This window comes from Microcoleus sp. FACHB-SPT15, assembly GCF_014849525.1.
In the GTDB taxonomy this organism is placed as follows: domain Bacteria; phylum Cyanobacteriota; class Cyanobacteriia; order Cyanobacteriales; family Coleofasciculaceae; genus Symplocastrum; species Symplocastrum torsivum.
Genome location: NZ_JACJNU010000010.1, coordinates 1 through 24563 on the forward strand (window position 1 = coordinate 1; position 24563 = coordinate 24563).

At 44.9% G+C, this 24563-nt stretch carries 21 protein-coding genes; 11 read left to right on the plus strand and 10 right to left on the minus strand.

What is annotated here, in order from left to right:
• Window positions 1-57: 57 nt before the first annotated feature.
• The 3 genes from H6F98_RS04205 to H6F98_RS04215 form a co-directional block, all read right to left on the minus strand.
• A complete protein-coding gene (locus H6F98_RS04205) occupies window positions 58-411 on the minus strand; it encodes an NYN domain-containing protein (RefSeq protein WP_192217436.1) in 354 nt (117 codons plus the stop codon).
• A 366-nt stretch (window positions 412-777) separates the two neighbouring features.
• On the minus strand, window positions 778-1995 hold the full coding sequence (locus tag H6F98_RS04210) for a glycosyltransferase family 4 protein (protein ID WP_192217437.1): 1218 nt from the start codon (window positions 1993-1995) through the stop codon (window positions 778-780).
• 145 nt (window positions 1996-2140) lie between these two features.
• Window positions 2141-3376 (minus strand): glycosyltransferase family 4 protein, encoded by a 1236-nt coding sequence (locus tag H6F98_RS04215; protein ID WP_192217438.1) that lies wholly within the window; start codon window positions 3374-3376, stop codon window positions 2141-2143.
• Window positions 3377-3498: 122 nt separating this feature from the next.
• Between H6F98_RS04215 and H6F98_RS04220 the strand changes: the two genes are divergently transcribed.
• Both H6F98_RS04220 and H6F98_RS04225 read left to right on the plus strand, forming a co-directional pair.
• The gene (locus H6F98_RS04220; RefSeq protein WP_192217439.1) at window positions 3499-4458 is read left to right on the plus strand and encodes a glycosyltransferase family A protein; all 960 of its coding nucleotides are present in this window, start codon (window positions 3499-3501) and stop codon (window positions 4456-4458) included.
• Window positions 4459-4823: 365 nt separating this feature from the next.
• Window positions 4824-5642 (plus strand): hypothetical protein, encoded by an 819-nt coding sequence (locus H6F98_RS04225; RefSeq protein ID WP_192217440.1) that lies wholly within the window; start codon window positions 4824-4826, stop codon window positions 5640-5642.
• Between the two features lie 217 nt (window positions 5643-5859).
• On the opposite strand, the gene crtH is transcribed toward H6F98_RS04225, so the two are convergent.
• Window positions 5860-7410, minus strand: a complete 1551-nt coding sequence (gene crtH / locus H6F98_RS04230) for a carotenoid isomerase (protein WP_192217441.1) — start codon at window positions 7408-7410, stop codon at window positions 5860-5862.
• A gap of 311 nt (window positions 7411-7721) precedes the next feature.
• On the opposite strand from crtH, the gene upp reads away from it, so the two are divergent.
• From upp to H6F98_RS04245, 3 genes are all read left to right on the plus strand, one after another.
• Complete coding sequence (gene upp, locus H6F98_RS04235) at window positions 7722-8372, plus strand: uracil phosphoribosyltransferase (RefSeq protein WP_192217442.1); 651 nt, start codon at window positions 7722-7724, stop codon at window positions 8370-8372.
• Window positions 8373-8549: 177 nt separating this feature from the next.
• Window positions 8550-8885 (plus strand): hypothetical protein, encoded by a 336-nt coding sequence (locus tag H6F98_RS04240; RefSeq protein ID WP_192217443.1) that lies wholly within the window; start codon window positions 8550-8552, stop codon window positions 8883-8885.
• Between the two features lie 144 nt (window positions 8886-9029).
• A complete protein-coding gene (locus H6F98_RS04245; RefSeq protein ID WP_192217444.1) occupies window positions 9030-9290 on the plus strand; it encodes a YggT family protein in 261 nt (86 codons plus the stop codon).
• An 89-nt stretch (window positions 9291-9379) separates the two neighbouring features.
• Here the strand turns inward: H6F98_RS04245 and H6F98_RS04250 are convergent, their stop codons facing one another.
• Window positions 9380-9817 (minus strand): hypothetical protein, encoded by a 438-nt coding sequence (locus H6F98_RS04250; RefSeq protein ID WP_192217445.1) that lies wholly within the window; start codon window positions 9815-9817, stop codon window positions 9380-9382.
• A gap of 293 nt (window positions 9818-10110) precedes the next feature.
• On the opposite strand from H6F98_RS04250, the gene H6F98_RS04255 reads away from it, so the two are divergent.
• On the plus strand, window positions 10111-10752 hold the full coding sequence (locus H6F98_RS04255; protein ID WP_192217446.1) for a hypothetical protein: 642 nt from the start codon (window positions 10111-10113) through the stop codon (window positions 10750-10752).
• An 83-nt stretch (window positions 10753-10835) separates the two neighbouring features.
• On the opposite strand, the gene bla is transcribed toward H6F98_RS04255, so the two are convergent.
• From bla to H6F98_RS04280, 5 genes are all read right to left on the minus strand, one after another.
• Entirely contained in the window at window positions 10836-11951 is a 1116-nt protein-coding gene (gene bla, locus H6F98_RS04260; protein ID WP_192217447.1) for a class A beta-lactamase, read from the minus strand.
• 136 nt (window positions 11952-12087) lie between these two features.
• Window positions 12088-14190: an AAA-like domain-containing protein gene (locus H6F98_RS34370; protein WP_192217448.1), complete on the minus strand. Its 2103-nt coding sequence runs from the start codon at window positions 14188-14190 to the stop codon at window positions 12088-12090.
• Window positions 14187-14765, minus strand: coding sequence for a Uma2 family endonuclease (locus tag H6F98_RS04270; protein WP_192217449.1), 579 nt, complete (start codon window positions 14763-14765; stop codon window positions 14187-14189). The genes H6F98_RS34370 and H6F98_RS04270 overlap by 4 nt, the downstream gene beginning before the upstream one ends.
• A 260-nt stretch (window positions 14766-15025) precedes the next feature.
• Complete coding sequence (locus H6F98_RS04275; RefSeq protein WP_192217450.1) at window positions 15026-16429, minus strand: AAA-like domain-containing protein; 1404 nt, start codon at window positions 16427-16429, stop codon at window positions 15026-15028.
• Between the two features lie 442 nt (window positions 16430-16871).
• Window positions 16872-17765, minus strand: a complete 894-nt coding sequence (locus H6F98_RS04280) for a shikimate dehydrogenase (RefSeq protein WP_396810550.1) — start codon at window positions 17763-17765, stop codon at window positions 16872-16874.
• Between the two features lie 351 nt (window positions 17766-18116).
• Between H6F98_RS04280 and H6F98_RS04285 the strand changes: the two genes are divergently transcribed.
• The 5 genes from H6F98_RS04285 (at window position 18117) to H6F98_RS04305 (ending at window position 24411) form a co-directional block, all read left to right on the plus strand.
• Complete coding sequence (locus H6F98_RS04285; RefSeq protein ID WP_192217452.1) at window positions 18117-19562, plus strand: serine/threonine-protein kinase; 1446 nt, start codon at window positions 18117-18119, stop codon at window positions 19560-19562.
• Window positions 19563-19740: 178 nt separating this feature from the next.
• Window positions 19741-19899, plus strand: a complete 159-nt coding sequence (locus H6F98_RS04290) for a hypothetical protein (protein WP_192217453.1) — start codon at window positions 19741-19743, stop codon at window positions 19897-19899.
• Window positions 19900-20098: 199 nt separating this feature from the next.
• Entirely contained in the window at window positions 20099-20266 is a 168-nt protein-coding gene (locus H6F98_RS04295; protein WP_192217454.1) for a TIR domain-containing protein, read from the plus strand.
• Between the two features lie 41 nt (window positions 20267-20307).
• The gene (locus H6F98_RS04300) at window positions 20308-23511 is read left to right on the plus strand and encodes a tetratricopeptide repeat-containing protein (RefSeq protein WP_192217455.1); all 3204 of its coding nucleotides are present in this window, start codon (window positions 20308-20310) and stop codon (window positions 23509-23511) included.
• A 150-nt stretch (window positions 23512-23661) separates the two neighbouring features.
• Window positions 23662-24411, plus strand: coding sequence for a hypothetical protein (locus H6F98_RS04305; protein ID WP_192217456.1), 750 nt, complete (start codon window positions 23662-23664; stop codon window positions 24409-24411).
• The last annotated feature ends 152 nt before the right edge of the window (window positions 24412-24563 follow it).

Genomic DNA, 24563 nt, shown 5'->3' on the forward strand with positions numbered 1-24563 from the left:
ATGAACTTCAATGATTTTCTGGCGAAATTCAATGGGATGAGGTTTCATTGGTGATTTTTATAATTGATGTACTTGAATTATATTGTGCCTCACAAGTGTGAGAATTGCTATAATAGCTGGATTATTGAGAACTTCAAGCTTACAATCAGCTATTAATTTGTGATCCACACTATTTTTTGTGAATGAGGGAATGTTCAGACAGTCAAAATTGAGATTGTATAAAGCTTCTTCAATGCGTTGGTTTTCACGCCGCCAATAAGCGTAAACTTTTTTAATGCATAGATCACCTTGAACACTAGCAAAATTTAGTAAGCCATTAGCTTGATGCGAGCTAACTCTGACATTTTGCCAATCCCAATAAAGAGAAACCAGATTTTTCTGTACGTTGGTTTGTCCTTTTGCTACTTTCATGTTTGTGCATTTAATTGTGTTTTTACCTCGACAGCTTCGGTAAATTACGCATCTAGCACAACAAAGTATTGTTCAAGGGATTCTCAAAAGATAAAGGTTCCCTAAAACAACTCACACCAAGCACGCGGAACGCTGTGCTTTCGGTGTGGGTTAATGTCTCAACCACAATATCTCTTTATTCAAGGGTTAAAGAGATTCTGTAGTTGAGACAGCAACCCACGCTTTGCATTTGATGCTGATGTCTCAGCTGTCTCCCAAAATCATAGCATTGACCCAAATTTCGTCAAGGATTTTAGAAAGTTTCATAGACGAAAAAAATCACGCGCAACTGTTGATAGGTGCTTTCTAACCAAGAACAGAGTAATCCTAACGCCCTGTTAGCACCTGTTCATATAGCTTACCAGCGCGTTCCCAAGTGTATTTTGATTCAATTAGCGATCGCCCATTTTCTGAGAGTTGCTTTCGTAATTGACGGTCTTCAAATAACCGACTAATCGCATACACATACTCCGTTGGTTCATTTGCCCGTAATGCCCTTAAAGGAACATCCGCACCATCAACTGCTAGTCCTTCCAAACCGCGATCGCTTCCTACCACAGGTACCCCTGCCGCTAGTGCTTCCAGTGTTTTATTTTTAATCCCAACACCAGTCCGGACTGGCACGACACAAACGGTTGCCTTGTGCAGATAATCCACCATCGACGGCACCTGACCCGTTACAGTAATGCCTTGGCATTCCTCCAATTCCAAAACCTCTGGCACTGGCTTTTTCCCTACCAGCTCTAGTGTTGCCTCTGGATATCGCCGCAAAATTTCTGGGAACACCTCTAAGCTAAAAAATCGCACAGCATCAATATTGAGTTGGTTATCCATTGCCCCGATATACATTAAGTGGTGTCCTCCAGGGTCAGAGAGGCGCTTTGGAAACAGTGCAAAATCAACACCATTTGGAATCACCGCAATTTCTGCATCTGGGTTGAACGTTGCAATCTGACGCCGATCTTCCGGTGTTGTAACAGCAATTGCCGCAAATTTAGAACAATATCGCTCCTCATAACGAGCCAACAATGGCAGATTCAACTGGTCTTTAATTTGATTTTCTGAGGCTCCTGTTTCCAACTGAACCCGGTGCATTCCATATACAGAACTATGAATATTCACAACTGTTCGTAGTTGTTGCTGCCATTCTTGTCGCACGTAGATTTCATTAGCACTATGTTCGCAGGTAATCACTTCAAATGTTGAGAGTTTCACTGCCTCATCTACCCATTCCTGCATTTCTGCCGAGTAGCAATTTAGTACGCTTAGAGGTGTTCCCTGTTGTAAAAACGTAGTGAAGCGCTGCATTCTCCCTAATAAGCTTTTCTCCCCCTCTGATACCTGGGGTTGAGGAAAAATCACCAATTCCTCCACCCATTTTTGCAGTTCTTCCACTTCCGCATCTATGACTTCTTCTGAGCGCTGAGTCACTAAGGTAATCGCATGACTCCCACTCAAATATTTCAGTAAATTGAACGTCCTTACCTGAGTTCCGCCTCGTGTTGGTGGATAAGGAAACGTAGAAGAAAGCATAAGAATCTTCATAGACGGTTAAGTTTTTCAAGATACTGCAATAAATTTATTGAGGGAGAATTTCTCGTCTAGGTCATCGTACTTCCTGATTGTTCAAGTATTTGCATTTAAGCTCAAACAACATTTTATTTAATATTTTTTCATTTTTTTGTGCTGCCTAATCCAAACGCCCTAAAAGTACTTGTTCATAAAGCTCACCCGCACGTTCCCAAGTGTATTTCTGTTCAATTAGCGATCGCGCATTTTGAGACAGTTCCTCTCTCAACCGAGCATTTTCAAACAATCGGCTAATTGCCTCGACATACTCCTGCACTTGGTTTGCCCGCAATGCCCTCAAGGGGACATCAGCACCATCAACCGCCAATCCTTCCAAACCGCGATCGCTTCCTACAATCGGTGTTCCTGCTGCCATTGCCTCCAGCGTTTTATTTTTAATCCCGTAACCTGTTCGTAGTGGTACGACGCATACAGTCGCTTGATGTAGGTATTCCACGATTGAAGGGACAGAACCCGTGACGATAATGCCGGGACGTTCCCCTAGCTTTAAAATCTTTGGAGTGGGTTGGGCACCAACAATCCTGAAGGTGGCATCAGGATAACGCTGCTGCAACACTGGAAACACCTCCAGGGCAAAGAATTGGGCAGCTTCAATGTTATGGATAGCATCCATAGCACCCACAAAGATTAACTTTTGTCCCCCTGGATCAACTGAACGATAGGGAAATAAGTTTAGATCCACGCCATTGGCAACTACCTGAATCTGGGCATCAGGACAGAGTTGAAGAAACTGCTGTTGATCATCCTCGGTGGTGACAACAATGTTGGAGAACTTGGCAGTGTAGCGCTTCTCGTAGCGAGCTAATAATAGAGAAAGATAAAGGCGATCGCGTAATGCATTCTGGGAAGCCCCCATTTCCAGATGGTTGCGAATCCAGCCATAGATCGAACTATGGACATCCACGACAGTTCGCACTGAGGTACGGAATTCAGGACGAACATAGATTTCATTAACGCTATGTTCGCAAGTAATGACATCACACTTCCCCGCTTTCACACAAGCATCTACCCAGGCTTGAACAGCTAACGAATAGCGATAGAGTACATTCGGTGGCGTTGCCTTAATCACTGAATTGGCAAAGCGCCCCACCTTACTCAACATCCCAGCAATCCCAGCTTTGCGATCGGGTTCTGGCGGTAGCGGAAAAATAATCAACTGACTTACCCAATTTTGGAGTTCTTCCACTTCAGCATCTGAGACTCCTGGATGACGTTGAGTAATTAGCGTAACCTCATGACGCTGTTGCAAGTATTTCAGCAAGTTAAAGGTTCTGATCTCGGTTCCCCCTCGACTGGGTGGATAGGGGAAGGTAGATGAGATCATCAGAATATTCATAAAGATTCCTGGGAAATACTTTAATTATTGAAGTTGAGAGGGTTCGTCTAGCTCAAAGACAACTTAAAATAAGTAAAGTCTATTACTAAATTCAAGAAGGTATTTTAACAGAATGCAACTCTATGGATTCTAACAACCATAAGAAAATAACTCTATCTATTGTTACTCCTACCTTAGGAAAATTCAGTGATTATTGGTTAGATAATCTGTTGAAAATTCAAGGCAATGTCCAATTTATTTTAGTTTATCCTCCTCATATCACAGCTAAAGTAATTAATGATTCGAGGATAAAAGTTTTAACTAGTCCCTACAAAGGCGAGATGATGCAAAGGTTCGTTGGATTACTCAATGCCGAAGGGGATTATATTTTAGCACTAGATGATGATGATTTTGTCCATCCTGAAGTCTGCAACTTGACGCAAGACTACTTTAAGAGATTTCCTGAGAGTTGGATACTCCGGTTGCAAAAAGCGGTTATAGACATCTCTGATGAAGCACGAATTAAAAAACCTTGGGATACTATACCCGATGTCAATCAACTAGAGGTAGACCAAAAGACATCGGAAAACCCTTATCCTTATCAACAGGGAAACTTTAAGGGATTATTAGAAGTTCCGATTGCTCCTTTAGATAAACACTTTGATAGCCGCTATCTCATTTTCCCCTTTCTAGAAAGAAGAGATAATGAAGGGTATCATTTTGAAAACTTTAACAATATTATTTGGAGAACTGAACTAGTCCAGCAAGCACTTCCTGAGCTTTCCCAAGCAACTAAAGTAATGGGAGCTATTACCTGGATACCTTCAACAGGGTTTGATCGATTATTAGGGTTATTTGTCCAAGCGAAATTTTATCAAAAAGATCTAATCATCGGACACTGGATGCCGAAACCCGAACAAGTTAGATACATTGATAAAAATCCTTCTCTAAAACCTCCGAGATTTCACGTTATCTCTGATGTCCTGCTAGCAAGGTATTTCCCTCAATATGGTTATTTTTGGAATCTTTTCTTTAGCAAGTTGTATGGAGTGCCAAGAACGATAGGTAAATTAGTTAAACTGAAGTTTACAAAGAAGGAATGATTAAACAAGTTTAAGAGCTTTCTTGAGCTAAGAGTAGATGTACAGAAAAAAGCATCCCTCTTTTGGAAGGAATAGATATCTATAAATAATTAGAAGTTATTTACATACAAATTGCTTAAGGTTATATTCTGTCACAGATTTGTGACTTTTGAAATCAAGTCCATAGAAAATTCAAGTTCTTAACTCCTTGAGAAACTGAAACTATATTCGATTCTATGTAGTAGGGCTTGGGCTAGGAGAAGGAAATTTATTACCTGGCAGATAAGGGGAAAGGTGTCAGGAAAAACCTCATTGAAACGATTTCAAACGATTAAATCACCAGATTTCTTTAAATTATTGCTGCTTCTTTGGGTGAAGGTGAGGATATGGAAATTCTTGAGTTAAAGTTTATCTTAAAGTTGTTGGAATTTGAAGGATACAAGGCACCTCTGCTTGAAATTAAGCCTGATTCTAAAATCTCAATTCCTGAGCAAGAGGAGATTTGCCGCAACTTGGGTGATCGCGGTTTTCTCATTTTTACCTACGAAATTACTAAATTTAAGATTGCTGCTCCCGGTAAATTTTTACTGAAGCAAGATTCAGATGACTTACCTTTGACGGAGCAGGAACTCAAAATACTGAAGGCATGTGCCAAAGGTGCGATGACACCCCAAGAAACTGACATTCCTGTTGAGGAGCAACAGGCAGTTATTCAAAGCTTAGCGAATCGGAATTTAATTCAGGTAAAGCCAAAGCACAAAAAGATTAAAGAAGTCTGGCTGACAGAGCGAGGTAAGGAGTATCTGCAATATGAGTACACTTCTAGAGACACAAATTTAGTTGTCAGCCTGGATTTGATGAGTAATTACCTCCAGTTTTTACGGGAATCTTTCCATGAGGTTCCGCTACCCGTATCTATGACAACGCAACCAGTCAGTGATGAGAAGATTTTACTGACAATTCGTGAATTAGATACACAACTTGCAACAGGTAACCGTCTGCCAATTTTTCATCTACGTGAGAGGTTAGAACTGATTTTATCAAGGGAAGAGTTAGACAAGACACTCCAGCGTTTACAACGACTTGACAAAATAGAACTGATTTCCTTACCAGCAACTAGTGCCTGTGCCTTCAGCGCAGAGCAAATTGATGCAGGAATTCCCATAGAGAGATGTGCCCCACTGTTTTTTATCACTTTGAAGTGAATCGGCTGGAGTTGTTAGAGTAAGTTTACAGTTTTGGTTGAGTAGCCGTACACGGCGATGAAAGCGATATCTTAGTCATGATGAAAATGCGATCGCCTTCCACTCAGTTATAGCAGTAGCCACTTAGGTTAGGACATCGACAGGAGGCTATGAGCCGTAGCTGGAGCCTCCAAGAGCTGAAAGCTGACCGCTGAAAGCTGACTGCTGCTTGCTATACCTACAACCCCAAATCTACTCCTACCCGATGGGCACAAGCAAACCCGGAAAAGGCTACTGCATTTAACCCCTGCCCTGGAAACGTACTATCACCAACACAGTACAATCCGGGTACAGCAGTTCTATTAAATGGCATCCCCAACAACCCCATCAACTTACGCTGCGGAATTGGGCCATAGGTACCATCCTCACGTCCTAAAAACCGCCGATGACTACGGGCAGTCCCCACTTCCATGAAGTCTAACCCGGCATCTAAGCCGGGAAAAATCTTCTCTAGTCGGTCAATAATCCGCCATGCAGATTCTTCCTTCTTCTGTTCATACTCACTACCAGACAAATGCTGCCAATCGTCTATCCAACTTGGGGTAAAGGTGTGAACAATGTGATAACCCTCCGGCGCTAAGTCTGGGTCAAGCAGCGTTGGGATTGAGACAAAAATTGTTCCCTCCGCTTCCTCCATCTTCTGCCAATTTTCCAGCAAAATATGATGACACTCTGTACCTGGTGGCAAGACTTCTGCCTTAACTCCTAAGTGCAAACTCAAGAAACTCGGTGACTTCTGGTAACGCTTACGCCACTTCTTCTCAGAGGTTGGCATCTCCTCAGGTGGCAGCAACTTCTCGAACGTATCCCAGCGAGTAGCATTAGAAACAATCCGCTTTGCCCGATAGACTTTGCCATCCGCCAGTTGCACACCTACCGCTTTTCCCTTTTCTGTCAAAATCTTGGTTACTCTGGCTTTGTAGCGAATCTGCCCTCCAACTTTCTCCAGTCCCTCCACCAACTTTTGGGCAATTTGCCCGACTCCACCTTTGGGATAGTTAATTCCGCCGTAATGTCGGTCAGAAAACACCATCCCAGCATTAATCATCGGTGTCTTATCAGCAGGGACTACTGACCAGCAGTAGCATTCCATATCAATAAACTGTAGGAGTTGGGGGTCACTGATATACTTGCGAGCAATGTCACCTGCATTCTGAGGTAGGTACTTTACTAAACCTAGACAAGCGAAGGGATGCTGGAAAAATACCCGCGTCAGGTAGCGGGGTTCTTCCAAAGACAGCAACTCCATTGCATTCAGGCAGTTAAACACCTTCCAGCATTCGTCGTAAAATTTGCGAATTCCCTCCCGTTCGTGAGGAAAGTAGGCTGTCAGTTCTTGCAAGAATTTCTCATAATCTTGGTGAACTTTCAGCTCTAAACCGGATGGGAGATGATAGTGAATCTGCACTGGATCTCGCACTGTTTCCACGCTGACATTCACAGCTTCAAGTGCCTTTGTGAGCAGATTCGTCGTTCCTTGAGTGCCAAATCCAAAAATCATTGATGCGCCAACATCAAATCGGTAGCCTTCACGTTCAAAGTATCCTGCACTACCACCAGGAATTAGGTAACGCTCTAGGACTAAGACGTTTGCGCCCTTTGCTGCCAGTTGAGTTGCTGTTACCAGCCCTCCAATGCCAGAACCAATAACAATAACATCAAATACTAATGTCTCATCAAGGGGATTTAAGCGATCGCTAAATGATTGAGGTTGGGATGCAGCAAGCATGAATCAGTCGTTTTAAAAGAAGTACTTAATGAATTTGAGTGTAGCGTTTCTTGCTCAACCAAGCGCTATTGATGCTCCTTAAAAAAAGAAAGTGGGAACCAGAATGCCTTAGCTTACTAGTCCCACCTGCCGATCCTTAATGAGAGGAGAACACTGAAAATTAATATACCCTTGTTGAAAATTGATGTCAATACTAATAAAAAAGATTTGCAATAAGTCTCTGATCCCAGCACAACATTGGAGGCTTGTATCGAAGTCAGCTATTATGGTTCAGGACTTCCCAGCCGTCATCCTCAAGGTATGAGCCTCTTATGTCCCTCCAACTGCGTGTCCATGTCCCACCACATCCACTAATTCAGCACTGGCTAGGTGTCGCCCGTGATGCCTCAACGCCACCACCAATCTTCAAGAGTGCAATGAAAGAATTGGGACGCTGGTTGACCTACGAAGCGATTCGTGACTGGTTACCCACCGAGGAAATCATGGTGCAGACTCCCCTCGCTCCTTGCTCCGCGACGATGGTGAATCCAGATGTACCGCTAGTGGTTGTGCCAATTCTACGAGCGGGACTAGCCTTATTAGACGGCGCACAGTCCTTGCTGCCTTTGGCATCCATTTATCATCTTGGCTTAGTACGGAATGAGGAAACGTTGGAAGTAAGTTGTTATTTGAATAAATTACCAGAGCGGTTGAATCCCCAGACGCGAGTCCTCATTACTGACCCGATGCTGGCAACAGGAGGGTCAATCATGATGGCAATAGCAGAACTGACTCAGCGTGGTATCGATCCGGCATTAACGCGAATTATTAGTGTAGTTGCAGCCCCTCCCGCTTTGCAAAAGCTGGGCGCAAATTATCCAAATTTGACCGTCTACACAGCGATGATTGATGAGGGGCTGAACAGCAAGGGATATATTGTACCTGGGTTGGGTGATGCAGGCGATCGCAGTTTTGGAACGTGACACGAATCGCGATTGGTTCACCAAGGTGAGGAAGGCAGGGCAGAAATTACTCCATCAACGCCTCTATCTTCCTGATCTCCCCTATCTCCCTCCTTCCCTTCTAGGTGGCAGTAGGGTCAACCAACCGTTAATCTTGAGAAAAGTTGCTTTTTAAACAATCAAGGGTACGAGAAAACGATGAGTCAGCGCGAGGGTTTTACAAGCGGATTTCTGGCTGGAGCGATAGTAGGCGGCATGGTAGGCGGCTTAATTGGCGCGTTGGTTGCTGGTCAACGAGATAATGACAGTGATGAGACAGAGCCATCTTTACTGAACTCCACTCGCTCAGAAGCCAAGCCTCTCAAAAAGAGAAAACGCCAGCTAAAAGCAGAAGACAGCATTGAAGTTGCTCGTCGCAGTTTGGAAGATAAAATCGCCCAACTGAATATGGCAATTGACGATGTTCGTCAACAACTCGGCACGGTAAATGGCAACGCTCAAGAGATAGACTTAGAGCGATCGCTCGATCCGTAAATAGCGAAATTTACTATCACCCCCTTGCCCTTATCCAATCTTATAAATGTGGCGTAGTGGGTAAGCCGGAACGTGATGATATCCGTTAAACTGGCATCTAGGGCTTAACCAGTCACAAAAACTAGCAAGGAAGCGTTTCAATCCATGAGTGCCACAGAACTGCTGACCAACAGTCTCGCCAACTTTCTCCAAATCTATCTGCTTCTAATTTTCGTCCGGATTCTGTTGACTTGGTTTCCCACGGTCAGCTGGATGAATCAGATCGCTTCTTTCCTAAGTCCAATCACTGACCCCTACCTCAATGTTTTTCGTTCTTTCATTCCGCCGATAGGAGGTCTAGATTTGTCTCCAATCTTGGCAATTTTAGTTCTGCAAGTCGTCGCTGGACTGTTCAGCAACATCTAGAGCTTCACCACAGTCCTGAAGCTAGTAGACACTTGAGTTACTCTAAACCCCTAAGAAGCCAAAAGCCGATTTAAGCGACTTACCCCGCTTTATCGGCGTACCTTGCCTGTAAAACCTGACGCTTTAAATTGCTCAAGTTTCAGAGGCGTTGATTGATTAGCTGGGACAGTAATCCTTAGCTCAAAATCGCTAACGCCTGGTGGCACCACATCAATCGAACCCAGGCGAGTGCGGTTCTCCATAATTGAATTGTTGTTGGCATCGTAGATGCGACCAAAAATGTCAGCATTGACGACCATTTTCCCAGAAGTATTCTCGGCTTTCCCAGTTACGAGGAAGCAATTAGCGGCGCTACTGGAACCTCCCGATGATACTGTTCCTTCTGCCAACTCTGGTGGGCATTCATGGTAAGAAAGGTCTGATAGTTGAATCTGAATTAACGCTAAGGCGGCTGGGGCAAAGACCCAACTCACCAGCCAAAAAAGACAGGAAACCGCGATCGTAACCAAGCCGCCTCGAAATCGCATAAACCCCACCAGTAATTAACATTACCAATAACTCCAACCCTCAGCTTACCGCGAATTCATAGGTAAACATCCTTGCTAGGGAATGGGATGTTGGGTACGCACAGAAATAGGGATGTAGCGAGATAGGGAGGCAATACATATGAACTTTGGAGTTTTTCACGCCATCACCCCATCCCCTCATCACCCCGTTCTCCACCATACAGTTGAATATTGACAACGAATGGGGAATATAATTCGTTAATGATCCTGCTTACTGCCAAAAGTGGTAATCCAGTCTTCTGACTTGATGTGTCATGAACCCAGACGAGATAGAAGCCGTCTTACAAATAGCCTTTATTCAGTGTGAAGCGTTACTATGCCCTCTCACTGACCAGCAGAAGCAAATCTTACTGCAAGTTTTTACTGAATCAGTGACTCGTGAATCACTGAAATCATTGGCGAATGGTAACCAGGAAGGTGAGGGAGCAAATCCTTTAGACGAACTGATGCCCGAACAGCGTCAGGCATTGTTGCAGTTTGTGAAGGAACAGGAAAAACTCGACCGTCCTTGGAAAATTAAATTACTAAATGACTGGCTGCACGATCGCAATTCTGGAACCGTACAATTCATCCGTGATGAATATGGCCCTCAATGGCTCAACCGCGTTAAGCCAGTACATTTAGCACAGTACTTTGAAGCCGCAACCTCATCGGATGGCTTAAAGTTGAAAGTAGGCGATCGCATTGAAGTCTCGAATGCCCTTTGGGAATGGGTACAAGAAAATGGGCCTTGTAGCCGCGAGTGGTTTCCTTGCACTGTGGTTAGGCTTTCTCAGGGATCAGATAGTAGCGACTCCTACCACAACGGTATCATCCGTTTCGACAACGGTACCGAGTACGAAATCCAAGGGATTTGTGAGTGGAATCGTTACAACTGGCGCTATGTAAGCGATTGAAAGTTGTTAGTTAGCGTCGCTCAAACTCAAAACGAGAAAGGTTTAATTAATGGTGGAACCTGCCTATTCAGGGTTTGTCGATATTACTCATCATTAGATTCCTTGACCACCGTCGAGGCAATTTCAGCCATTACTTTTTCCCGCATCTCTAAAGGCGCTTTTGAACCGGCAATGAATACTGCGATCGCAATACGCTTTCCGGTTGGGGAACTAATCAGACCAACATTATTGGCAGCGATGCCGATTCCTAGCACATCCGCTCCAGTGCCAGTCTTATGAGCGATCGACCAACCCGGCGGTAAACCAGCTTTGAGCCGTTGCTGTCCGGTTGGAGAGTCGGTCATAATCTGGAGCAATAGAGCTGTTGAATCCTCGGATAATAGTTGACGCGATTGCAGTTTGACGAGCAAATCAATCATCCCTTCCGGTGTTGCGGTATCTCGCGGATCGGTCAAAAATCTTTCCATGGCAGCCTTCTTAACGGCATCGGGAATCTGCCCAAGCGCTTCTTCATATTTCTGCCTGTCCACTAATTCCGGACGAAAGTTAGTGAGTCCGACAGCATCAGGCAGTAGTTGTTGTACCAAGCGATCGACACGAACATCACGAAGGTTGAGTCTTTCCAAGTTAGCTGTGACTTGCTCAGGTCCACCCACCAACCGAACTAATGCATCTGCTGCCGTGTTATCACTGTCCCCAACAGCTAGCTCCAAAAGATACTGGACTGTAAACTGGGCGCGATCGCCTGTGATGTCTTTGAGAATCGGATTCCATCCTGGCGCTAACTGTTCGCGAGTAATGGTGACAGTTTGGTTGAGCGAAAGTTTACCTTCGTCTACAAGCTTTAATACAACGATGCCAACGGGAAGCTTGAATACGCTTTGCATCGGAAACCGTTGATTGCCATTGCGAAACCAACGTTCACCTGTATCAAGGTCTAAAACTCCAATGCCAACATTACCTTGAGCGCTGGAGAGATCGAGATTGTTGAGTCGCTCTTGTAGCCGTGTGGTGTTGGGTTGTGTGGCGACAACCTCTGCCTTTCCCAGTCTTTTGTCTGCCATCGATTTTTCGGAATCCATTGTATCGGTAGACGCTGCGATCGCTACAGATTCACGAGACGGATCGGGCGACTGTACGCACCCTTGCAGTACACTACAACTCGCCAGAAGAAGTGTTAATAGAATTTGTTTGTTCATTGATACTGTTTTTGTTCAACATAGATTCTATTTTTGATGAATTAATTCAGGAGTCAACGTCAGTTTTAAGCTCAGTTTTAGGGCTAGTGCTGCTGTTTATCTATTAACTTGTTCAAAAAATGCTCTAGATTAAACCTTATTGGAAATCAACGACGTGTACTTTTATGCCATGTGATCGCAATTCCTCAGCCCTCTTTTCAGCACTGGATTGGTCAGAAAACGAACCCGCGTCAATGTAGGCACCTGACTCCGAGTCAGCCAAATAAGCCGTCTTCACATACTGGCGCACTTCTAGCAGAGTATAGGGGCTTTGAACAGGGACAACCACCACGTAGTTGCGATACTTCTGCAAAAGTTTTTGAGTGTCGGGGCCTGCAATGCCATCAGCCACCAGCCCTCTAGCATTTTGAAACTGTTTGACAGCACTTACTGTTTGCAACCCGAATATCCCATCAACTCCACCTATATGAAAACCAGCATCATCTAATTTTCGTTGCAGTTCTGCCACTTCTGGCCCCCTATCGCCAAGTTGTAACGGCAGGCTTAACGAGGCACTGATTTCTCTGAGATTTTTAATGGCATTTTCTAATTGCGTACTCGCACTTCCCGATCGATTGAGTAAAACATTCAGCCGTTCTTTTTCGAGTTCTGCCTGTGCGTAAGCCACCTTGCCTCGAATTTCTTCAAGCTGTTCCCTAACGTTTTTCTTGGCTTCAATCTGCCGTTGCAAACTTTGTTCTAAGCCTTGTAGGTCTTTTAATAGTTTTTCGGTGCGTCTTTGGCGCTCAATATCCGCCCATGCCACGATTGACACGGCAACAACTAAAAGTAGTACGAATCCGATGATGCCTCGGCGAATGGTTTGCTTGGCTTTCTTTTGAGCGGCAATCAAAGTCTGATTTGCTTCCGTTAGGAGTTGGCTTGCTTTTTTTTCTGCGGCTAAGGCGAGTTTGACGTGTCTTTTCTCTAATTCTTGGCTGGCGGCTAAAAACTGATAGTCTTGATCGCTCAGACTTTTATCTGCTGCCCAAGCCAGTGCATCATTTAATGCCTGCCCTTGACACAAGCGGGATTCGTCTTGACAATCAGACTCTAACCAAGCAGCGATCGCTTCTCCATACGGACGCAATAATGCTAATTCTTGTTTGACCCAATTCTGATTAAAAACTGCCTCATAAATGCGGTTATAAACCTTCAACAAGCCATTGCGCTTCACAACTAACCCGGATAGCTGCAATTTCAACTGTTCAAGACTGTTATCCGCGACAATTTCTCCCCGTTGCAAAATTTGCTGGTATAGCCCCAATAACCTACCCGTGCGCTGTTCGCTACCCAAAAGGCGATCGCGTATCGTTTTAAGATGCTCCGGTACATCCTGTGCTTCCCAATTTGCAATTAGGCGCGAGTCTACTAACTGCTCGATCCACTCCGATTCGCGCCCTTGGGAAACGTCCTCCTCAAGTGTGAGGATGAGTTGACAAAGCTTCTGGGTGAGGAACGGCTGACCCCCTGTCCACGCTAATACTTCTGCTAGCACTTTCTCAGGATTGCTGACTTTTCCAGCTAATCCTTGGGCTAAAGGTTGAGCCTCCTCAATGCGAAACCCACTTAACGCGATCGCTCGACCAATATTAAACGGTGTCCGGTTTCTGTCGGCAATCAAATCAGAAGGCAGCGCCACCCCCAATAGTGCAAACCGGAGGCGATTATAATCGGGTTGGTCAACACGCTGGTTGTAGCAAGCGCGAATAAGCGCAAAAAAATCATCCAGCGAGAACGGCAGACTGAGAACGCTATCAATTTCATCGACAAAAATCACAATCTTAGAGTCAATCGATGGCAGCAACACCGACTCAATAAACTCGCTCAATCGCTGTACAGGTGAAAGCCATTCGCGATCGCGCCACCAAGTCCGGAAATCAACCGTTCCGATGAGATTAAAACTTCGCCATAAATCGCAGACTACTCCGCCATACCACTGCTCAGAGGTAACTTTGCTGCCGATTCTCGTAAGGTCGATAGATGCACAGGCGAATCCTTCCTGTTTTAGCCTCTGCATCGTTTGAACCCGCAAACTCGATTTTCCCATCTGCCGCGAGTTCAGAACGTAACAAAATTCCCCAGCTTTCAAGCCTTCATAAAGGTCTTGGTCTGCCTGTCGCACTACATAGCTTGGGGCATTAACGGGTAGACTTCCCCCAACTTTATATTTGTAGACCTGATTTGGTAAGGTGTTCATCCACCCGCACTTATCACCCTCTCACAGGTTAAATCCAAATCCGGTAACATCGGCGAAACAATCCGCTCATTCTTTTGAAAAACCCGCTCTTCATACAATCCTTCAACCCACTCCAACAGCGTAACCCGCTTGTTTATCGGGTCAACAATCCAATACTCTGCAATCCCCCGCGCTGCATACTCAGACCGCTTATAACGATAATCTCGGTCAATGCCTTTCTTCTCTGGAGACACCACCTCAACCACCAACTCAGGCGGCGGCATATCAATCATGACAGTAGACCGACTTGCCCCTTTTAGCGCCGTTGCCAGTTCCTCAGACAGCACCATCAAATCCGGTAAGCGCGTCGTCGCCCGTGAACCACTCACCACAATTTCAGTCCCAACTCTTAAGCGATAAGAAGGAATCCCCTGCTGTAAAAAGCAAGCCAATAAAAACATGGCAATGCGCTGATTCAAATCGCTCTCTGGCGGCATAACGACCAACTCCCCATTCACCAATTCATAAAGAGTATCTGTCCCATCGTCATAGTTAAGATACTCCTCAAGCGTCATTTTCTGGGATGTGATAGTCATGGCTGCCCTACCTCCGATAAAGACATACCTGCGCTTACTATAGCGATTCTCACTCTTGTTGAGGTACAGTCTATTTCCAACTCCTGACTCCCTCAAAAGTCTGTAAGCTGTTAAGCATTTAATTCGGATAACACCATGTTCATTAATCCAAAATCCTCCGTTATTTAGGCGATAGCGATAGCGTTTGCGTGAAGCGTAGCTACCCCGAAGGGGAAGCATGGTGCGAAGCAGCAGAGCGAGACGTAGTCCAGCGCTGCCGCCTACGGCAGCGCGCGAAAATACTGACGATACAAATTGCAACGGGGCATTACCTCATTGCCATTGAGCTGTACTAACCCCATTCTCTGTAGCTGATATATCTGCATCGGTTCTAGCTGTACGCTTGCATCTGTCGTAACAACTCTTTTAAATACTGTTGCTAATTCTGGATTCTCTTGCAAGCTGAGAAGATGCCTTCGCAAATGGTCAATAAAAATTCCAGATTCTGTAGGAGCGGTTTTCAACAGTTGCTCTAACGTAATATCCTGACAACTAATCCGATAGAGAGCCAGCCGCACGAGAAAAGGATGCCCTCCCAGCATTGCCATTAACGGCTGAACTTGACGCTCTGTCCAATCGAGTCCGTGACGCCGAGCTAAATCAATCAACTGCTTTAGGCTAAACTCTGGTAATTCCACAGATAGTCCTACATTAAACGGGGATTGATTAATTTTTAGCGGGATATAAACTTCCGTGGAGTGTAGCACTACAAGCCTGAGTCGTTGCCAGATTTCCAGATTGTTTGCTTCCTCATACCAGTTTCGCAGCAGGGGGAAAAAATCTTGAGCGATGTCAGGATACTCAAAAATCCACTCAACTTCATCCAAACTCAAGACCAACGGACTATCAATTTGCTCCAACAAATAAGCCTGGAAATAAGTCGTGCAGCTAATCATACTACCCATCAATGTTTCATCCCAATAACGGTCGAGCATTGGCTCTAACTGTAATTGGTAGCTGACATTGGCACAGAACCAGCGCAAAAATTTATCCAGATTAGACAGAACGGTTCGCTCTGCCTGTCGTAAATTCAAACGCACAGTTCGATAGTTTTGCGATCGCGCATGAGCCAAAATCCTGTTAGTTAGCGAGGTTTTTCCCATCTGGCGAAGCGCTTTAATTCTAATGAGAGCGCCTGGTTCTTCAATCTCGTTGTAACAGTCAGATTCAATAGGAGGACGCTCGACATAGAATGGAGAATCAAAAGAGACTGGACGCGATGTAAACGCTTTACGAACCTGTTGAGCAACACTAAACTCTTGTTCTTGGCTACATTGGCTTGTTTCAACTCCAGTACTAGCAGAGGCTTGCAGAAATACTTCACTATTAAAACTCGATCTCTGTTGCGTTTTTCCTCTCTCCCTATGATCAAGTTGAGCTGAACGAGAGCCAATCAGTGCTTCCCTATCAACAATAGCTTCCCACTCCTCTAGCCCAACTGCCTGACAAATTGCTTGGAAGTAGGTTTGTTGGATGCGACGGCTTTCCCAAAATCTCCTCAAAGTGGTTGTTGAAACTCCAGCACATTCAGCCCAATCTTCATCTAATTTGTTCCAACCCTTAAGTTTTCTATATACATCAACGGTTTCTAGCCCGTATTCTGAAGCCGAGAGAGACGCTGCCATGTCTATCGTTTGCAGTGATAGTTTATAGTTTTCAGTCTCCTAATGATAAGCGGTCACACATTTAACTTGCCTCTTGAAACTTTAGGGCAGATGGAGTGATAGGGAGATGGGGAAAGGGGCGAGATGGTTGGTTTCCTCACCTTAAGATCATGCAATATTCTGTACACATCAGCAAACCCTAATTATTATAAATTTAGGTTTAAAAATACTACTGAGCTTAAAACTGGACTTAAAACTGATTTAATTATATTTTTATTAGGTGCCTGTTCACGAATTAGTTTAGTTTGCTATTTAACAAGTAGCTGAAATTGGTATTAGAGAAGCTTAGCTCGAAGCTGCTCAACAAATTTTGGGTGTATTGGATGAAGAAATAATTAGTAAAAAAACTGAATTAAGCCTAAAGGTCTTTGTCAATCCAGTTAGAAGAAAAGATAAGGAAAGTTTAAGTTGATAATCCTAAATATTGTCGTAAGGATTGCCGCATGGTGTCCACTGGCGGTGTTTGTCCTATCCAGATTTTGAAAGCAGCGGCTCCCTGTTGTACCAACATTTCTAATCCATCTATTGCAATAGCACTCTGTTGTTTCGCTTGTTGGAGAAACAGGGTTGGGTTGGGGGTGTAAATCAGGTCATAAGCGATCGCATTTTCTTTAATCGCTTGCATCGCCACGGCATTAACAGGAGACTCTTCAACGTGAGGATACATCCCTACGGGAGTTGTATTTACTATCAAATCGGCTTGGGATAGTAGTTCCGGCAGTTGCTCCCAAAGATGAATATCTAAGCTTACTGGTAGGGAACTATCCAGCCAACTTTGCTCAAAAGCACTTAACTTCTCCTTGTTGCGACCAACAATGTGGATTTTAGTGCAACCTAATTGAGTACAGCCAACAACCACTGCTCTCGCCGCCCCGCCATGTCCTAAAATTACGGCTGTGGTTTGACTCCAGTCGCGATTGTGAGCTTGCAAGGGTGCAATAAAGCCTTCCACATCGGTATTCGTACCACTCCAACCCGATTCTGTGCGCCAAACTGTATTCACCGCGCCGACAACTTTTGCAACAGATGACACTTCTGACAACAAAGAAATAATTGCTTGTTTATGGGGAATAGTAACGTTGAAACCGACTAGACCAATAGCCTCAAAACCTGTGATCGCTACATTCAAATCAGCCGCGTTTATAGGTAAAGGGAGGTAGACATAATCGACACCCAAAGATGCGTTAACAGAGCGTTGCTGCAAAGCGCAGATCGCTGCATTGTGCATCACGGGGGATAAAGAATGCTCAATCGGGTTACCAATCACACCCAGTAGTTTAGTTGTTCCTGTAATCAGTTGCATCAAGTCCTAGTATTTCTCTTTAGTGAACAAAAAATGAAATTGAAATGCACACCCAGCTAAGATACCAGAGGTTTAACGCCACAGTTATAGCGGTTCTCAAATAAGTGGGGTACACTCAACTTCTGCCCTTTGCCCTCTCTCTGCCTTCTGCCTTAAAGCCAACGACTTTGTACCTCAGCAAATAGAGAAACGCTATATCTCAGACTTATGGCTGAGAGTCTTGACATACCACGCTTTGTTCAAAAACCTCATTGTGCAATCTAAAAATTAGGACAGTCTTTAGTAGTCGAGGAGTACTGAGACTGGATAAGCTGGTAGTCAAGCGCTAGTCAAGAGAGTATTTTCATGAATTTGGTTTCTTGTACGAGTTGTGGACAAGAAAATCCTGGTGGGGCACGTTTTTGTTCTCGCTGTGGTGTCTCTCTGCTGACACAGAATGCCAATCACAATGGCTTAACCCCTGGCACTTGGTTACGCGATCGCTACATCATTCGCCGTCCACTGGGGCAAGGTGGATTTAGCAGAACCTATTCGGCAGAAGATACAGGACGTTTCAATGAACTGGTTACTCTCAAAGAACTAACGCCAACTAATCAAGGAACTTACGCACTCCAAAAAGCCGAAGAACTGTTTCAACGAGAAGCAGTGATGCTGCACAAACTTCAACATCCTCAAATTCCTCGATTCTGGGAGTTTTTTCGCCAAGAAAAACGGCTATTTTTAGTCCAAGACTACATCGATGGTAAAACCTATCACTCTTTATTAGAAGAGCGAATTGCCCAAGGACAAACCTTCAGTGAAGCCGAAATCATCAAGCTATTGCAGCAATTACTTCCTGTCTTAAGCTATCTCCACTCTCTAGGTGTCATCCACCGCGATATTTCCCCAGACAACATCATCTGCCGTAATCAAGACAAACTTCCAGTTTTGATTGACTTGGGCGGTGTCACACAAATTAGCCAAAAAGTTGCCACAGCCGTTGCGAGTTCCCAAAATTCCACGCCATCTATTGGTGGTACTCGCTTGGGTAAAATTGGCTATGCTCCTGATGAACAACTACGTTTAGGAATAGCCGCTCCTCACAGTGATTTGTATGCTTTGGGTGTTACAGCACTTGTCTTGATGACGGGCAAGCCACCTCAGCAATTGATTGACTTAGAAACGATGCAATGGGACTGGGAAACGTATGTGAGGTTAAGCCCGTTCCTAACTGGTATCTTCAAACGAATGCTTGCAACGCAGCCTGTAGAACGCTTCCAATCGGCTGATGAACTATTACACCAACTAGCAACTCGTAGTAGCGTCGCCCCAACGCAGTTGTATCCTCGTTTTACTCAAAATGATCCCCCAGCAAACTATACGCCAGCAACACCAACCAATAATTCCGGAAGTGGGAATATATTTGATGCTTCCGTCATTGTGCCCAAAGAAATTCAAGGCTGGAACTGGGGCGCATTCTTCCTACCTGGTTTTTGGTGCATTCCCAATCGGGTTTGGATTGGACTACTTGCTTGGACGGACTTTAGCCTGATTACTGTCCTGTTTACCTTTGGCATGACTTGGCCAATTATGGCAGTAATTCTGGGTGTCAAGGGTAATGAGTGGGCTTGGAAAAGTCGTCGCTGGCAGAGTGTAAAGGATTTTAAACGCCATCAAAGAATGTGGGCGATCGCAGGATTCTTCATTGCAGCAGCAATTTTACTCATCGCTTCGCTAGTGGTTTTGGGAATTTTGGCTTTGGGCGTATCTTCTATGGGTGGAATGGGCGGAATGGGTGGATCGGGTGACTAGTGCAGCGCGGCAGAAATAAGTAACCAGTTAACAGGTGCCGCGATTAAAGTACGTGATTGAGGATACGCAATCGATTCTAGAACCAGCCAGGGCACTTGCGATCGCAATCTCAAGGTTTGATTTTTCGTACTTAGTGCGTCAGTCTTAGTATGGTTAAATGTTGATGCGCTAAGTAAGGTTGCCAGCGTCAGAAGGACAAATTTCAGCGATCGCGCTCACTGCCTATGCAGGAGACGTTAATCAACAGCAGGCAGTTACAGTCGGGTTTCAGATGCACGTTCCTAACCCCGTGGAACTAGAGAAGTTGGCAAGAGCGATCGCAAATCTTGTCCGTTAGACTTATAGGCTGGTTGCATCCGCTATATCTGTTATGGTGTGGCGGATGCAAACATCCACCACGACACCTAAATAAATTTGGACAAGCAACGACCTTAAATAGAAACCGAAAGTTGAAGAATCGCGATCGCAAAGTTTGCGCTAACAATTTAGAGAGATTAACCTAGACATAAAGAAAAACTCCTTCCTAAGATAGGTGCATGATCGACATCTTTATCTCTTACTCCCAAAAGGACAAGGAGTTTGTCACGAAGCTTTATGAAGCCCTCTGCCAACAACAGTGGGACATCTGGGCGGAGTGGGAGAATAGATTGCTTATAAATCAACGTCTCAATGAAGATTTCAGTATGGCGGGAACTGGAGTTTAAACAAATCGCAATCGGAACAGAAATTACCCAGGGAATATAACATGAACCAAAACGACGTTGATAGCACTCATTCTTTAGCCTTAGAAACCGCTTGGCAGCGTTACGCGCAGTTTGAAACAAATGCCTCGGCAGCGCTTAAACAATACCTAAACTTGCGAGGTTCGGTAATTGTTCTCACTGTACTTGCCACATTAGTTGCCGTCATCACATCTTGTAGTGACAATCACTTTTTGGCACCACCTGTAGATGAAGCCCTAAGGCTCAGCCTGATTTTAGTTCCGATTGTTAGCTCTGTAATTTTGGTCTTTGCTAACAAACTGCAACAGGGACAATACTGGCTTGTTCTAAGAACAGGTGCAGAAGAAATTAAAAAAGAGATTTACCTGTACCGGACACTCCTGCAAACACAATCAACTCGTCATCAGTGGCTCTCAGAACGTGTCACAATGATTCAGCGAGAAGTACTTGAAACCCTTGGCGGTAATTGGGTACTCAAACCGTCTTACACCGGAAACCTTCCTTCAGATTATTCCAGTGAGACTCCCCACAGTGACCCAGGCTTTAGTGATTTGCTGGCTGACGACTACCTACACTATCGGTTAGACGCGCAGATTCAAGTCTACTCCCAGGAACTAGCGAGACTCCACACCAGCAAAACTCGCTTACAAACTGGCATCTTCACGTTAGCAGGGGTAAGTGCTTTTCTCCCAGCAATTGGGAGCAACTTCAGTATCTGGGTTGCCTTTACAACCTCACTCGGAACTGCTTTAACGGTTTGGTTAGAAGTGTGTCGTCTTGACTCTAGGATTAACACTCTCCACCAACTGATTCTTGAACTCAACCTGATTCGAGACCACTGGCAAAGCTTGAGTCAAGAAGAACGAACTGGCAACGAGTTTTTCAAATTAGTAATCGCTACTGAACAAGTACTTTGGAGCCAGCATAACCAGCACATTACCCAACTGCGTCGGGCGGTTGCTCACTTGCAGACTGAAACGAATGATTTGCTTACCCAGGTTGTCAATGCTCCCCCTCCCACTGCCATTGAGCAAGCGCTGTTACCTGAAAAGCACAGCGAAGTGGCAACTCTCTTGATAGAAGCCGAAGTCTCACCCCAGGAAGTCGTTGTCACCGATATTGCTCTAAAACCCAAACAGGAGCAACCCATCCCCATCAAAAAAGGATTACCTCATGCCTTTGTGGTCATGCCTTTTGGTCGAAAACAAGGGGCTGATGGTCGTTGGATTGATTTCAATAGTATTTACCAAGATTTAATTAAGCCGGCGCTGATAGAAGCTGGCTTTGAGCCATTTCGGGCTGATGAGGAAGCGGTGAGTGGTGATATTTTAACGGATATGTTCCAAGAGCTTTTGCTTGCGGATTTGGTTATTGCAGACTTAAGTATTGATAATGCCAACGTGTTTTACGAGTTAGGTGTTCGTCACGCTCTCCGCAAGAGAGGGTTGATTCATATTCAGTCGGGTCGGGCTTATATGCCTTTTGATATCTTCAACGTTCGTGCCCTTCCTTATCACTGCGACGAGAATGGTCGTCCAGACCTTAACTATCTGGAGAAGGATAAGGAGGTGCTTGTTAAGATGGCTCAGGCAACTTGGGAATCAGACTATAACCGAGTTCACAGCCCCATTTTCAATTTACTAGATGGTCTAGGTGAACCCGATCGCAAATCACTGCGAACTCCCCTAGCGACTGGTTACTGGCAGGAACACAAAGAGTTGCAGGAACGGCTGGCTATTGCCCAGCGACAAAAGCGGATTGGTGATGTGTTGCTGTTAACTGAAGAGGTTAGCAATCCTTTAATTAAAGAAGAAGCAATTGCCGATGCGGGTCGAGCCTTGAAAAACCTGGGAAATCATGCCCTTGCTTTAAAAGAGTATCGCCAAGGTCTCAAGCTCAATCCCGAAAACTTGGAGTTCCGGCGTGAGGAAGCCTTTCACCTGAGCCGACTGAAGCAAACGGATGAAGCGATCGTGAAATTGGAGTGGTTACTTCAGGATGAACCCGACAATATCGAGACAATATCTTATCTAGCTCGCATTTACAAGGAAATGTGGCGGGATGAATGGGCAAGCCTTCCTCTAGAACAAGAGCGCTTAAAAGTCGCTTACGAGGCTGTCCACTTGCTAAAAAAATCAATTCAAATTTACCTCAAAGGCTATCGATTAGATCAGAATCACTACTATTCGGGGATTAATGCCCTGATGTTATCGGCAGTTCTGGATTATCTAGCGCAGCAGGTTGACACGGACACTGACCCGGATGTGGAAGCAATCAGGCAACAGTTACCTTCTCTGACAGGCGCTGTGCAGTTTAAGCTGGAAACCGAAGCCCACCACGATACCAATGATTTTTGGGTACTTCTCTCCTTGGGCGATTTGGCGGTGATCATTGCCGAAGAACCAAAATTTGTGACGAGAGCTTACAAAAAAGCACTTATCCTAGCCGGGAAAAACAAATTTGCCTTAAAGTCTACACTCTCTCAACTGCAACTCTTGGATTTGCTGGGGTTCCGCTCCGAGTATGTGAAAGCTGGCATAATCGTCCTTGAGGCAGAGCTTCGCCGATTGGAACACACGGCAGTCGCGTGGCAGACTGATAGCCGCCCACAACAAGTGTTTCTCTTCTCTGGTCACATGATCGACCATCCCAAGCGTCTCAAGCCACGTTTTCCAGCCGCGATGGAAGACGAGGCGCGTGAGAAAATTGAGCAGGTACTAGATAAGTTGAATGCGTGTTCAGATTCTTTAGCGATCGCAGGTGGGGCAGCTTGTGGAGGAGATATTCTCTACATTGAAGCTTGCTTGAAGCGCCAAATGAAAGTAGAAGTTTATCTTCCCTTTTATCAGGCGGAGTTTATTAAAGAGTCAGTCAGCTTTGCTAATGAGCATTGGGTAGAGCGTTTCTATAAGATTCAAAATCATCCTAATGTAACAGTCCACTTCCAGCGTGACCGAGTTGGCGAGGTGCCACCACAAGACAATCCCTATGAGCGCAACAACCGCTGGACTCTTTACTCAACATTAATGTACGGAATAGATCGAGTGCGATTAATTGTATTATGGGACGGCAAAGGCGGTGATGCTCCTGGTGGTACAGGTGATATGGTGCAGCAGGTACGTCAACTAGGCGGAATCGTCGAGCATCTGGATACGACAAAATTTGATTTTTGGAAGACTAAAAACCCGGTGATGGAGCCTACTATATTGCAAAAGGTTCTCGGTTAAACTTGTGGTCAATAGACTTCTTGCTCCAAGTTAGGACAAAGGTGAAAGGGGAAGACAACCCCTTTACCCTTTTACTTTTTCCTCAGAAGTAAAAAATTCACAAAAAATTCACTTTGCCAAAGAATAATCTAATATCATTGGTTTCATTACATGGAAAAAACCTGGAAACATACATTTAAAAACGACCGCACAGTCGAGCTAATTCAAGTTAATACGTTTGAGGATTTATCAACAGCACTGCCTCAAATTGGTTTCCATGAGCCACACCCAACTTTAGTATTAGTCGGTGGAGCAAGTGGGATTAGTGAGGCAGACAAGACCTACTTACAACAGATGTTTATAGATGCGATCGCTCCCATTGCACAAGAACTTAACGTGACGGTTGTGGATGGTGGTACGGATTCAGGAGTCATGCGCTTTATGGGTCAAGCCCGTAGCGCAGTTGAGGCAACGTTTCCCTTAATTGGTGTCGCAGCGATTGGTACAGTCAATCTTCCTGGTAATCCGCCTCTATGCTCAGATGCCGCAGATCTAGAGCCAAATCACACGCACTTTGTTCTTGTTCCTGGTTCAAATTGGGGTGATGAATCACCATGGATAGCCCGCATCGCGGGTTTAGTGTCTCAAGGATTTCCCTCCGTCACCGTAGTCATTAACGGTGGAGAAATAACCTTTCGAGATGTCTCGAATAGCGTCCAAGCAGACCGTCCCGTGATTACCCTTGATGGGAGTGGGCGAACTGCTGATAAATTGGCAGCAGCACTACGTGGGGAATCAACAGATGCGAGAGCAACACAGCTAGCCTCGTCGGAACTGTTGCAAGCGATTGACCTGATTAAGAATCCGGCTCAGGTTACTCCAAGGATAAAACAAATACTGTCTCAGCTATTGCATATCTAACTCACATAACCTAGCAAGGCTAACTCTGATAGCTGACTTAGCTCAAACCTGAACTCAAAATGGAAGACTAGCACCTGGTGCAACGCTCAAGCTTTGTGCGATCGCATTCTGCCAAGCTATCCAAAAATGCGATCGCATTTCTACCAGTGTGC

Bases quoted from the DNA above. Each gene is read 5' to 3' on its own strand.
- H6F98_RS04205 (WP_192217436.1), bottom strand. From the start codon at position 411: ATGAAAGTAGCAAAAGGACAAACCAACGTACAGAAAAATCTGGTTTCT.
- H6F98_RS04210 (WP_192217437.1), bottom strand. From the start codon at position 1,995: ATGAAGATTCTTATGCTTTCTTCTACGTTTCCTTATCCACCAACACGA.
- H6F98_RS04215 (WP_192217438.1), bottom strand. From the start codon at position 3,376: ATGAATATTCTGATGATCTCATCTACCTTCCCCTATCCACCCAGTCGA.
- H6F98_RS04220 (WP_192217439.1), top strand. From the start codon at position 3,499: ATGGATTCTAACAACCATAAGAAAATAACTCTATCTATTGTTACTCCT.
- H6F98_RS04225 (WP_192217440.1), top strand. From the start codon at position 4,824: ATGGAAATTCTTGAGTTAAAGTTTATCTTAAAGTTGTTGGAATTTGAA.
- crtH (WP_192217441.1), bottom strand. From the start codon at position 7,410: ATGCTTGCTGCATCCCAACCTCAATCATTTAGCGATCGCTTAAATCCC.
- upp (WP_192217442.1), top strand. From the start codon at position 7,722: ATGTCCCTCCAACTGCGTGTCCATGTCCCACCACATCCACTAATTCAG.
- H6F98_RS04240 (WP_192217443.1), top strand. From the start codon at position 8,550: ATGAGTCAGCGCGAGGGTTTTACAAGCGGATTTCTGGCTGGAGCGATA.
- H6F98_RS04245 (WP_192217444.1), top strand. From the start codon at position 9,030: ATGAGTGCCACAGAACTGCTGACCAACAGTCTCGCCAACTTTCTCCAA.
- H6F98_RS04250 (WP_192217445.1), bottom strand. From the start codon at position 9,817: ATGCGATTTCGAGGCGGCTTGGTTACGATCGCGGTTTCCTGTCTTTTT.
- H6F98_RS04255 (WP_192217446.1), top strand. From the start codon at position 10,111: ATGAACCCAGACGAGATAGAAGCCGTCTTACAAATAGCCTTTATTCAG.
- bla (WP_192217447.1), bottom strand. From the start codon at position 11,951: ATGAACAAACAAATTCTATTAACACTTCTTCTGGCGAGTTGTAGTGTA.
- H6F98_RS34370 (WP_192217448.1), bottom strand. From the start codon at position 14,190: ATGAACACCTTACCAAATCAGGTCTACAAATATAAAGTTGGGGGAAGT.
- H6F98_RS04270 (WP_192217449.1), bottom strand. From the start codon at position 14,765: ATGACTATCACATCCCAGAAAATGACGCTTGAGGAGTATCTTAACTAT.
- H6F98_RS04275 (WP_192217450.1), bottom strand. From the start codon at position 16,429: ATGGCAGCGTCTCTCTCGGCTTCAGAATACGGGCTAGAAACCGTTGAT.
- H6F98_RS04285 (WP_192217452.1), top strand. From the start codon at position 18,117: ATGAATTTGGTTTCTTGTACGAGTTGTGGACAAGAAAATCCTGGTGGG.
- H6F98_RS04295 (WP_192217454.1), top strand. From the start codon at position 20,099: ATGATCGACATCTTTATCTCTTACTCCCAAAAGGACAAGGAGTTTGTC.
- H6F98_RS04300 (WP_192217455.1), top strand. From the start codon at position 20,308: ATGAACCAAAACGACGTTGATAGCACTCATTCTTTAGCCTTAGAAACC.
- H6F98_RS04305 (WP_192217456.1), top strand. From the start codon at position 23,662: ATGGAAAAAACCTGGAAACATACATTTAAAAACGACCGCACAGTCGAG.